This window comes from Pseudomonas sp. JV245A (genome assembly GCF_032424515.1).
Lineage (GTDB): Bacteria > Pseudomonadota > Gammaproteobacteria > Pseudomonadales > Pseudomonadaceae > Aquipseudomonas > Aquipseudomonas protegens.
Genome location: NZ_VYKE01000009.1, coordinates 74,252 through 84,509, shown reverse-complemented (window position 1 = coordinate 84,509; position 10,258 = coordinate 74,252). Strand labels below are relative to the sequence as shown.

9 protein-coding genes are annotated in these 10,258 nt (G+C 62.8%); 7 read left to right on the top strand and 2 right to left on the bottom strand.

Annotated features, from left to right (window positions below; all coding sequences use genetic code 11):
• Positions 1-182 precede the first annotated feature (182 nt).
• The 5 genes from F6S12_RS04825 to F6S12_RS04805 all read left to right on the top strand — a co-directional run bounded on the left by F6S12_RS04825 (position 183) and on the right by F6S12_RS04805 (position 3,729).
• Positions 183-722 (top strand): TetR/AcrR family transcriptional regulator, encoded by a 540-nt coding sequence (locus F6S12_RS04825; RefSeq protein WP_011060368.1) that lies wholly within the window; start codon positions 183-185, stop codon positions 720-722.
• Positions 723-748: 26 nt separating this feature from the next.
• The gene (locus F6S12_RS04820; protein ID WP_053157343.1) at positions 749-1,582 is read left to right on the top strand and encodes an alpha/beta fold hydrolase; all 834 of its coding nucleotides are present in this window, start codon (positions 749-751) and stop codon (positions 1,580-1,582) included.
• 47 nt (positions 1,583-1,629) lie between these two features.
• Positions 1,630-2,064: an acyl-CoA thioesterase gene (locus F6S12_RS04815; protein ID WP_011060370.1), complete on the top strand. Its 435-nt coding sequence runs from the start codon at positions 1,630-1,632 to the stop codon at positions 2,062-2,064.
• Between the two features lie 144 nt (positions 2,065-2,208).
• Positions 2,209-3,168 (top strand): tRNA dihydrouridine synthase, encoded by a 960-nt coding sequence (locus tag F6S12_RS04810; RefSeq protein ID WP_011060371.1) that lies wholly within the window; start codon positions 2,209-2,211, stop codon positions 3,166-3,168.
• Between the two features lie 114 nt (positions 3,169-3,282).
• Positions 3,283-3,729, top strand: a complete 447-nt coding sequence (locus F6S12_RS04805) for an Hsp20 family protein (protein ID WP_011060372.1) — start codon at positions 3,283-3,285, stop codon at positions 3,727-3,729.
• A 48-nt stretch (positions 3,730-3,777) separates the two neighbouring features.
• Here F6S12_RS04805 and F6S12_RS04800 read toward each other — a convergent pair whose 3' ends face one another.
• On the bottom strand, positions 3,778-7,056 hold the full coding sequence (locus F6S12_RS04800) for an EAL domain-containing protein (RefSeq protein WP_011060373.1): 3,279 nt from the start codon (positions 7,054-7,056) through the stop codon (positions 3,778-3,780).
• 83 nt (positions 7,057-7,139) lie between these two features.
• Complete coding sequence (locus tag F6S12_RS04795; protein ID WP_011060374.1) at positions 7,140-8,030, bottom strand: LysR family transcriptional regulator; 891 nt, start codon at positions 8,028-8,030, stop codon at positions 7,140-7,142.
• A 153-nt stretch (positions 8,031-8,183) separates the two neighbouring features.
• Here F6S12_RS04795 and leuC point away from each other — a divergent pair, with 153 nt between their 5' ends.
• Positions 8,184-9,602: a 3-isopropylmalate dehydratase large subunit gene (leuC, locus tag F6S12_RS04790; RefSeq protein ID WP_072451535.1), complete on the top strand. Its 1,419-nt coding sequence runs from the start codon at positions 8,184-8,186 to the stop codon at positions 9,600-9,602.
• 10 nt (positions 9,603-9,612) lie between these two features.
• A complete protein-coding gene (leuD, locus tag F6S12_RS04785; RefSeq protein WP_011060376.1) occupies positions 9,613-10,257 on the top strand; it encodes a 3-isopropylmalate dehydratase small subunit in 645 nt (214 codons plus the stop codon).
• Position 10,258: the final 1 nt, after the last annotated feature.

Below are 10,258 nucleotides of genomic sequence, written 5' to 3'. Positions count from 1 at the left end.
CGTTTACCCGCTCTGCGGGATTTTTAAGGGTCATTCAATCATTGAATGACCCTTTTGTTTTTCTGGCCTTCAGCCAATCTCTCTTTCTTCCTCAGCCTGCGCTTCTGACCGACGGTCACACTGGCGACTTGCGGAAAATTATTATGAGAATAATATTTTTTCCGTAATATTCGGAGGTAACGATGAACGACAAAAAAGCTCAAACCCGCGAACGTATTCTCCAGGCCGCCAGTTCTGCACTGATCCAGCGCGGCCCGGCCGAACCGAGTGTGGGTGAGGTGATGGGGGCTGCCGGCCTGACTGTAGGCGGCTTCTATGCGCACTTTGAGAGCAAGGATGCGCTGATGCTGGAAGCTTTCACTCAGTTGCTTTCCCATCGACGCGGCCTGCTCGATGAAATGGATGCAAGCCTCAGCGGCGAAGAGCGCCGGGCGTTGGCAGCGGCGTTCTATCTGTCGCGCAAACACCGCGACTCCACCGAGCAGGCGTGCCCGATTCCAGCCTCGGTCGGCGAACTGGGGCGCTTGCCCGAGAGCTTTCGCAAGGCTTTGAACGAACACATGGAGCTGATGGTCGCGCAACTGGCTGCCAGCCCCGAAGATACCGACAAGGCCTTGGCCGACATGGCGCTGATGGTGGGCGGCCTGTCCCTGGCGCGGGCCTTGGGGCCCGGCGAGTTGTCCGATCGTTTGCTGCGTGCCGCCAAGTCGGCGGTGCTATGACCTGAAGTGCAACGGCGAGGTAGGTGATGAGCAGATTGAGCTGGATTCGTGGCGTCAATGGCACTCTGGGGTGGGTGGCGCCGCAATGGGCGGCGAATCGGATGCGTCATTTGTTCATGACCCCTCGCGAGCTGCCGCCACGAAAGTGGGAGTTGCCCCTGCTGGCGCGTGCCGAGCGCCTGACCTTGCGTTTCGGGCTTTCAGCCTTGCGTTGGGGCCAGGGGCCGACGGTATTGCTGATGCACGGCTGGGAAGGGCGGCCCACGCAGTTTGCCAGCCTGATCGAGGCCCTGGTGGCCGCCGGTTATACCGCCGTGGCGCTGGATGGCCCGGCCCATGGTCGTTCCCCGGGCGATGAGGCAAATGTGGCACTGTTTGCCCGGGCGATGCTGGAGGCAGCAGCCGAATTGCCGCCCCTGCGCGCGGTGATCGGCCACTCCATGGGCGGTGCCAGCGCCATGCTCGCGGTGCAATTGGGTCTGCGCACCGAAACCCTGGTCAGTATTGCCGCGCCGGCACGTATCCTGGCCGTGTTGCGCGGTTTTGCCAGCTACATGCGGTTGCCGCCCAGGGCGCGTTCCGCCTTTATCCGCCAGGTGGAGAAGAAGGTCGGAATGCGCGCCGCCTCCATGGACGTGGCCCAGTATCAGTTGGATATGCCCGGCCTGATCATTCACGCCGAAGATGACCTCTTCGTTCCGGTCAAGGAATCGGAGCTCATCCACCAGGCCTGGTTCGACAGCCGTCTCCTGCGCTTGAGTGAAGGTGGCCACCAGCGGATATTGGCCGACTCCCGAGTGGTGGATGCGGTGGTGGCGCTGGTCAGTGGACGGCATCTTCAAGCGCGCCAATCGGCCTGAGCATCCGTTACACTGCCCCGGTCAAAAAAACTGACCGGGAGTCGGGCATGAGTTGGGATCTGGCAACGCCATTCGTCATCGATCTGCAGGTGGCCGCCGAGGATATCGATGGCCTCGGGCACGCCAACAATGCGGTCTACGTGACCTGGCTGGAGCGTTGCGCCTGGCGACATTCGCAACGCCTGGGGCTGGACCTGGCCGAATACCGGCGCCTGGACCGGGCGATGGCCGTGGTGCGGCACGAGATCGATTACCTGGCGGCGGCCTATGAAGGCGATGAGCTGCAACTGGCCACCTGGATCGTCGATTGGGACCAGCGCCTGAAGATGACCCGGCGTTTCCAGCTGATGCGCCCGAGCGACGGTACGACCCTGTTGCGGGCCCAGACCACCTTTGTCTGCATCGAGCTGTCCACCGGCAAGCCCAAGCGCATGCCCGCCGAGTTCCTGGACGGTTACGGCCCGGCCCTGCAGGGCGCCTGACACCTCCCTGTGCCCGTGCAGGCGCCGGCTTGCCAGCGAAGGCGCCTGCAACGGCTGGCTCGCCCCTGTAAAACTCCTGCTGAAGGTCGAAACCCAGTAAACTGGCGGACGTTTTTTTGCCCGTTTTCTTGTCGAGTGTGTTTCATGCAAATTGCCCTGGCGCCCATGGAGGGGTTGGTCGACAACATCCTGCGGGATGTACTGACTCGTGTTGGCGGGATCGACTGGTGTGTCACCGAGTTCATCCGCGTCAATGACCGCCTGTTGACGCCTGCCTACTTCCACAAGCTCGCCCCCGAACTGCTGCACGGTGCACACACCGCGGCCGGCGTGCCGCTGCGAGTGCAGTTGCTGGGTTCGGACCCGGTGTGCCTGGCAGAGAACGCGGCCCTGGCCTGTGAGCTGGGCAGTGAGGTCATCGACCTGAACTTCGGTTGCCCGGCCAAGACCGTCAACAAGTCCCGGGGCGGGGCGGTGCTGCTCAAGGAGCCCGAGCTGCTGAACCAGATCGTCGAGCATGTGCGGCGTGCGGTGCCGGCGCACATTCCGGTCACGGCGAAAATGCGCCTGGGCTTCGACAGCCCGGATGGCTCGCTGGTCTGTGCCACAGCGCTGGCCGAGGGTGGCGCCGAACATATCGTGGTGCACGCGCGGACCAAGGTCGACGGCTACAAGCCGCCGGCCCATTGGGAGTGGATCCCGCGGGTGCAGGAAGTGGTCAAGGTGCCGGTGTTCGCCAACGGGGATATCTGGAGCGTCGAGGACTGGCGCCGTTGCCGGGAAATCAGCGGCGTCGAGGACATCATGCTGGGTCGCGGGCTGGTTTCGCGTCCCGATCTGGCCCGGCAGATCGCCGCAGCCCGGGCCGGTGAAGAAGTGGTGGAAATGTCCTGGGCCGACCTGCAGCCGATGCTCCAGGATTTCTGGGCTCAGGTGGTGGTGCAACTGACCCCGCGTTCGGCGCCGGGGCGCCTGAAGCAATGGCTGGCGATGCTGACCCGCAACTACCCGGAAGCGGTCGAACTGTTCACCGCCCTGCGCCGGGAAACCGAGCTGGATCAGGTCGGGCGCCTGTTGGGCATGCCCCGGAGCGAGGCGGCGTAAAAAATTTTTAAGGCATGTCTTGAAACGCTGGAGCCCATCCCTATCTCTTGGGTACGCGATGCCGAATTCGGGTCGCGGAGATAACCACTCGCTGAATAATCAGGAGAAACACCCATGAGTACTGCATTTTCCTTGGCTCCACTGTTCCGTTCCTCTGTCGGCTTCGACCGTTTCAATGATCTGTTCGAGTCGGCACTGCGCAACGAACCAGGCAGCAGCTACCCACCCTACAACGTTGAGAAACACGCTGACGATCAATACCGCATCGTCATTGCCGCCGCCGGTTTCCAGGAAGAAGACCTGGAACTGCAAGTGGAAAAAGGCGTGTTGACCGTGAGCGGTGGCAAGCGCGATGCCAATGAAAGCGTCACTTACCTGCACCAGGGCATTGCCCAGCGTGCATTCAAGCTGTCCTTCCGCCTGGCCGACCATATCGAGGTCAAGGCCGCGGCCCTGAGCAACGGTCTGTTGAATATCGACCTGCTGCGGGTTGTGCCGGAAGAGGCCAAAGCCAAGCGCATCCCGATCAACGGTGCGCAGCAGGCGGCTCTGCAACACTAAGACCGCTGCAAAAAAAGGGCGCCCTGGTGGCGCCCTTTTTCGTGCCTGTCATTCCAGCAGCTTCTTGAATTCGCTCAGCGGCAACGGCCTGCTATGGAGGAAACCCTGGTACAGGTGGCACTCCAGGCCCTGGAGGAATTCGAGCTGCTGCGGGGTTTCCACGCCTTCGGCGATGACCTTGAGGTTCAGGCTGCGGGCCATGGCGACAATGGCCCGGATGATTTCCGCATCGTTGGGGTCGTGGGTCGCATCGCGGACGAAGGACTGGTCGATCTTCAAGGTGTCCACCGGCAAGCGCTTGAGGTAGGTCAGGGACGAGTAGCCGGTGCCGAAGTCGTCCATGGCAAAGCTCACTCCGAGTTTCTTCAGCCGGCGCATCTTGTTGATGGTGTCTTCCAGGTTCTGGATCACGATGCCTTCGGTGATCTCCAGCTTCAGCAGGCTCGAGGGCAGTGCGTAGGCGTGCAGGCTGTGTTCGACCCGCTCGACAAAGTCGGTCTGGCGGAACTGCCGCGGGCTGATGTTGACGCACAGGCTGAAGTGCTGGGGATCCACCAGTTTCTGATCGATCAACTGGCTGAAGGCCAGGCAGGCCTCGTCGAGAATCCAGGTGCCCACTTCGAGGATCAGGCCGCTGTCCTCCAGCACCTTGATGAACTCGGTCGGCGACTGTGCGCCCAACTCCGGGTGTTGCCAGCGCACCAAGGCTTCGGCGCCGACGATGCGGTTGTCGCGGGCGTCCACCTGGGGCTGGAAGTGCACGCTGAATTCGCCCCGGGACAGGGCCAGGCGCAGGTCGGTTTCCATGCGCAGGCGTTCGCTGGCGGCTTTTTGCATGGTGTTGTGGAACATCTGGGTGGTGTTGCGCCCTGAATCCTTGGCCCGATAAAGGGCGATGTCGGCGCGCTTGAGCAGGTCGGTGGGGGTCGAGCCGTGGTCGGGAATCAGTGCCACACCGATGCTCGGGGTGACCTGCAGGCGCTGGCCATCGAGGAACATCGGTTCGGACAGCAGTTCGCGTAGGGTGTCGGCCAACTGGCGGACCTGTTCGCTGACTTCGTTGCGCGTGCCCTCAAGGCCACTCAGCAGGACCACGAACTCATCGCCGCCCAGGCGTGCCACGGTGTCTTCCATGCGCACGCTGGCTTCGAGCCGGGCGGTGATGATTTTCAACACGGTGTCGCCCACCGGGTGGCCCAGGGAGTCGTTGATGTGCTTGAAGTGATCGAGGTCGAGAAACAGTAGGGCACCGCGCAGGTTATGACGCTTGAGCAGGGCAATCTGCTGGCTCAGGCGGTCCATCAGCAGGGCGCGGTTGGGCAGGTTGGTCAGGGGGTCGTGGTAAGCCAGGTGGCGGATCTGTGCCTGGGCGTTCTTCAGCAGGCTGACGTCCCGGGCGGTCATTAGCAGGCAGGGCGTTTCGTTGAGGGTGATGGGTTCCACCGAGACTTCCAGGGTGAGGATTTCCCCGCGCTTGTTGCGCCCGAGCATTTCCAGGTGGTGTACCCGGCCCTTGATCTGGAGCTCCGCCAGCAAGGTGGAGAGTTGCGCTTCTTCGGCCCAGATGCCGATCTGGTACATGGTGCGGCCGATCACCTCGTCGTTGCGGTGGCCGGTCAGGCGGCAGAAACCATCGTTGACTTCCAGGTAGCGGCCCGTGTCGCGCTCGGTGATGCTGATGGCATCAGGGCTGGAGTGAAAGGCCTTGGCGAACTTCTCTTCGCTGGCCTTGAGGGCCGCCTCCGAGCGCTGCTGCTGGGTGATGTCCCGCAGGTTGGTGACGATGCAGGGCTGCTTGTCCACGGTGATCAGGCGGCTGGAAATGATGCAGGTCAGCGGCTGGCCGTTCTTGTGGTGGACCACCACTGCCACATTATTCAGCGCCTGTTCGCGAATCACCTGCTCGATGCGCCGCAGGCGCGGCGCGGCGTCTTCCCAAAGGCCGATCTGTTCGGCGCTGCGGTTTAGCACTTCGTCCAGGGTCCAGCCGAAGGTCTGGGTGAAGCTAGAGTTGATCTCGATGAACTGACCGGTTTCCAGCAAGGTCACGCAGATCGGGTCGGGGCTGACCTGGAACAGGCTGGCGAATTTCTCTTCGGAGGTGATCAGGCGCTGTTCCCGTTCCACCTGCTCGGTGATGTCCAGCAGAGTGCCGGCCATGCGCAGCGGGCTGCCCTGTTCGTCGCGGTAGAGGCGGGCGCGGCTTTCCAGGTAGCGCGAGCTGCCGTCCTCCAGTTGCACCCGGTAGGTCAGTTGATAGTTGCCCGCCGGGCCTTCGCGCAGGCTGCGGTAGGCATCGCGCATGGAGTTGCGCTCTTCGGTGGGTACGCCTTCGAAGAAGGCGTCGAAGGATTCATGGAAGGGGATGGGTTCCAGGCCGTGCAATTGCGCGGCGCGGGCCGAGCCGTAGAGCATGCCGCTGGGAATGTGCCAGTCCCAGGTGCCCAGTTGCGCCGAATCCAGGGCCAGGTCCAGGCGTTCCTGGCTGTCCTTGAGCGCCTGTTCGGATCGTTTGCGCTCGCTGGTGTCGAGAAAGGTGCTGAGCAGGTAGGCCTTGCCCTCCAGTTCAACCTTCTGGGCACTGAGGATGCCGTCATGGATCTGCCCGTTGCTGGCGCGAAATTGCACTTCGAGGCTGGCGGCCTGGCCCTTCTTCTGGACCGCCTTGATCAGTTGGGCGCGCTGTTCGGGGTTGACCCACAGGCCGATCTCCAGGGTGGTACGGCCGATCACGTGCTCGGCGGGCCAGCCGAACTGGCTTTCGAAGTACTGGTTGGCCTCGCTGATCAGGCCATCTTCCAGGCGGGTCAGCAGCACGGTGTTGGGGCACAGGTGAAACAGCGTGGCAAAGCGCTTTTCCGAACTGCTGAGGGCTTCTTCGCGTTGGCGCTGGTGGGTGATCTCGCGGATCACCCCGATCATTCGCGGCTTGCCGTGCTTGTCCGGTAACACGCTGCCGTTGATCTCCAGCCAGTGCAGGCTGCCGTCGGGCCAGCGGATGCGGTGGTGCATGGCGTGTTCCAGCGGCGCGCCGGCCAGCACTGAATGAAAGGCGCGAATCGTCCTGGCCCGGTCCTCGATGGGCAGCAGGTCGAGGTATTCGAGGTTTTCCGGCAAGGGCTGGCGCGGGTCGAAGCCGAACAGCGCCTGGGTGCCCCGGGACCAACTGATCTGCCCGCTTTCAATATCCCAATACCAGGCCCCCAGGCGCGCACCATTGAGGGCGGCGAGCAGCTGCGGTGCGTTTTCCCAGCTTTGCTCCGACTCCCGGGGGTCGACAGCATGGATACGCGGCAAGGGCGGAATACGGTCAGCGGGTTTGGGCATGGAGGTCAGGCCTTGAGCTGAGTCATTCGTCGGGTGCGGGATACTCATGGCGCTGCGGCGTGGCACGGGCGATACCCGGAGTGTTATGCCGGGTTCCCTGGCCAATCGACTTGTGCATCCAGTAAGGCCATGAAAGCCCGCGCAGCGTTCGAAAGTGTCCGTTCGGTATGCAGGATATAGCCTAGCTGGCGGTGCAGCTGTATGCCCGGTAAAGGAATGCGCGCCACCTGGTCGTCGAGCATGGTGCGTGGCAGCACGCTCCAGGCCAGGCCGATGGACACCATCATCTTTATAGTTTCCAGATAGTTAGTACTCATGGCGATGTTCGGCGTCAGGCCCTGGGCTTCAAACAGGCGTTGGACAATATGGTGGGTAAAGGTATTGCCGCCGGGGAAAACCGCGGGATGCAGGGCAATGTCCGCCAGGCTCACCTGGCCGCTGCTGACCAGCGGGTGTTCCGGCGCGGCGACGAAGTCCAGCGGGTCGTCCCAGACCGCGGTGGCCTTGACCAGGGAGTGGGGCTCGGGGGCCAGGGTGATCACTGCCAGTTCGGCGCGGCCATGGAGGATTTCCTCGTAGGCCACTTCGGAGTCGAGGAACTGGATGTCCAGGGCCACTTGCGGGTAGCGCCGGGTGAAGGCCCGCAGCAATGGCGGCAGGCGGTGCAGGCCAATGTGATGGCTGGTGGCCAGGGTCAGGCGGCCACTGACTTCGCCGGTGAGGTTGGTCAGGGCGCGGCGGGTGTCATCCAGCACATTGATGATCTGGTAGGCCCGGGGTAGCAGGGCACGCCCGGCCTCGGTCAGGCCGATCTCCCGCCCCAGGCGGTCGAACAGCCGCACGTTGAGTTGCTGCTCCAGGCCGGCGATGCGTTTGCTGATGGCTGGCTGGGTCAGGTGCAGGCGTTCGCCGGCGCCGGAAAAGCTGCCGGTCTCGGCGATGGCTATAAAGGCGTTGAGGTTGGCCAGGTCCATGGTTGCATTCCAGTTGGTTATCCAAAGCATGAAAAATATGAATTTGAGTTATTTAATCTAACGCCATAGGATCGGCCTCACAAGCCAAAGGGTTATTGATCGGCGCACGATCGGGGCCCGGGGCATAGAAACAAGCTGATGAGGAATGGTCCGATGGCCGGCAAGACGCTCTACGACAAGCTCTGGGATTCGCATTTGGTCAAGCAGCGCGACGATGGTTCGGCGCTGATCTATATCGATCGTCACATCATCCACGAAGTGACCTCGCCGCAAGCCTTCGAAGGCCTGCGTCTGGCCGGGCGCAAGCCATGGCGCATCGATGCCAACATCGCCACCCCGGACCACAACGTACCGACCACGCCGGAGCGCAAGGGCGGGATAGAAGCGATCGCCGACCAGGTTTCCCGCCTCCAGGTGCAGACCCTCGACGACAACTGCGATGAATACGGCATTGTCGAATTCAAGATGAACGACGTGCGCCAGGGCATCGTCCACGTGATCGGCCCGGAGCAGGGCGCCACCTTGCCGGGCATGACCGTGGTCTGTGGTGACTCCCACACCTCGACCCACGGTGCTTTCGGCGCCCTGGCCCATGGCATCGGCACCTCCGAGGTGGAGCACGTGCTCGCCACCCAGTGCCTGGTGGCCAAGAAAATGAAGAACATGCTGGTGCGCGTGGAAGGCACCTTGCCTTTCGGCGTGACCGCCAAGGACATCGTCCTGGCCGTGATCGGCAAGATCGGCACCGCCGGCGGTAACGGCCATGCCATCGAGTTCGCCGGTAGCGCGATTCGCGAGCTGTCCGTCGAAGGCCGCATGACCATCTGCAACATGTCCATCGAAGCCGGTGCCCGTGTCGGCCTGGTGGCGGCGGACGAAAAGACCGTGGCATACGTCAAGGGACGTCCGTTCGCCCCCAAGGGCGCCGAATGGGACTTGGCCGTCGAGGCCTGGAAGGACCTGGTGTCCGATGCCGACGCCGAGTTCGATACCGTGGTCGAGCTCGATGCCGCACAGATCAAGCCGCAGGTCAGCTGGGGTACGTCCCCGGAAATGGTCCTGGCGGTGGATCAGAACGTACCGGACCCGGCCAAGGAAATGGATCTGGTCAAGCGCGATTCCATCGTCCGCGCCTTGAAGTACATGGGCTTGAGCGCCAACCAGGCGATCACCGACATTCAGTTGGACCGCGTCTTCATCGGCTCCTGCACCAACTCGCGGATCGAAGACTTGCGCGCCGCCGCGGTCATCGCCAAGGGCCGCAAAGTGGCTTCCACCATCAAGCAGGCGATCGTGGTGCCGGGCTCGGGCCTGGTCAAGGCGCAGGCCGAATCGGAAGGCCTGGACAAGATCTTCCTCGAAGCCGGTTTCGAATGGCGTGAGCCGGGCTGCTCGATGTGCCTGGCGATGAACCCGGACCGCCTGGAGTCCGGCGAGCATTGCGCCTCGACCTCGAACCGCAACTTCGAAGGGCGCCAGGGTGCCGGTGGGCGTACCCACCTGGTCAGCCCGGCCATGGCCGCCGCCGCCGCTGTCAGCGGTCGTTTCGTCGACGTCCGTGAATTGATCTAAGGAGCGCAGCATGAAAGCTTTCACTCAGCACAATGGTTTGGTCGCGCCTTTGGATCGTGCCAACGTCGACACCGACCAGATCATTCCCAAGCAGTTTCTCAAGTCGATCAAGCGCACCGGCTTTGGCCCCAACCTGTTCGACGAATGGCGCTACCTGGACGTGGGCCAGCCCTACCAGGACAACTCCAAGCGCCCGTTGAACAAGGATTTCGTGCTCAACGCCGAGCGTTACCAGGGTGCCAGCGTGTTGCTGGCCCGGGAGAACTTCGGTTGCGGCTCCAGCCGCGAGCACGCGCCGTGGGCCCTGGAGGAGTACGGTTTTCGCAGCATCATCGCGCCCAGCTACGCCGACATCTTCTTCAACAACAGCTTCAAGAACGGCTTGTTGCCGATCATCCTGAGCGACGCTGAAGTCGACGAGCTGTTCCAGCAGGTCGAGGCTACTCCGGGCTACCAATTGCGCATCGACCTCCAAGCGCAGACCGTGACCCGCCCCGACGGCAAGGTGCTGAAGTTCGAGATCGATGCCTTCCGCAAGCATTGCCTGCTCAACGGTCTGGACGACATCGGCCTGACCCTGCAGGACGGCGACGCCATCGCCGCCTTCGAGGCCAAGCATCGCGCCAGCCAGCCCTGGCTGTTCCGCGACGCCTGAT

Bases quoted from the DNA above. Each gene is read 5' to 3' on its own strand.
- F6S12_RS04825 (WP_011060368.1), top strand. From the start codon at position 183: ATGAACGACAAAAAAGCTCAAACCCGCGAACGTATTCTCCAGGCCGCC.
- F6S12_RS04820 (WP_053157343.1), top strand. From the start codon at position 749: ATGAGCAGATTGAGCTGGATTCGTGGCGTCAATGGCACTCTGGGGTGG.
- F6S12_RS04815 (WP_011060370.1), top strand. From the start codon at position 1,630: ATGAGTTGGGATCTGGCAACGCCATTCGTCATCGATCTGCAGGTGGCC.
- F6S12_RS04810 (WP_011060371.1), top strand. From the start codon at position 2,209: ATGCAAATTGCCCTGGCGCCCATGGAGGGGTTGGTCGACAACATCCTG.
- F6S12_RS04805 (WP_011060372.1), top strand. From the start codon at position 3,283: ATGAGTACTGCATTTTCCTTGGCTCCACTGTTCCGTTCCTCTGTCGGC.
- F6S12_RS04800 (WP_011060373.1), bottom strand. From the start codon at position 7,056: ATGCCCAAACCCGCTGACCGTATTCCGCCCTTGCCGCGTATCCATGCT.
- F6S12_RS04795 (WP_011060374.1), bottom strand. From the start codon at position 8,030: ATGGACCTGGCCAACCTCAACGCCTTTATAGCCATCGCCGAGACCGGC.
- leuC (WP_072451535.1), top strand. From the start codon at position 8,184: ATGGCCGGCAAGACGCTCTACGACAAGCTCTGGGATTCGCATTTGGTC.
- leuD (WP_011060376.1), top strand. From the start codon at position 9,613: ATGAAAGCTTTCACTCAGCACAATGGTTTGGTCGCGCCTTTGGATCGT.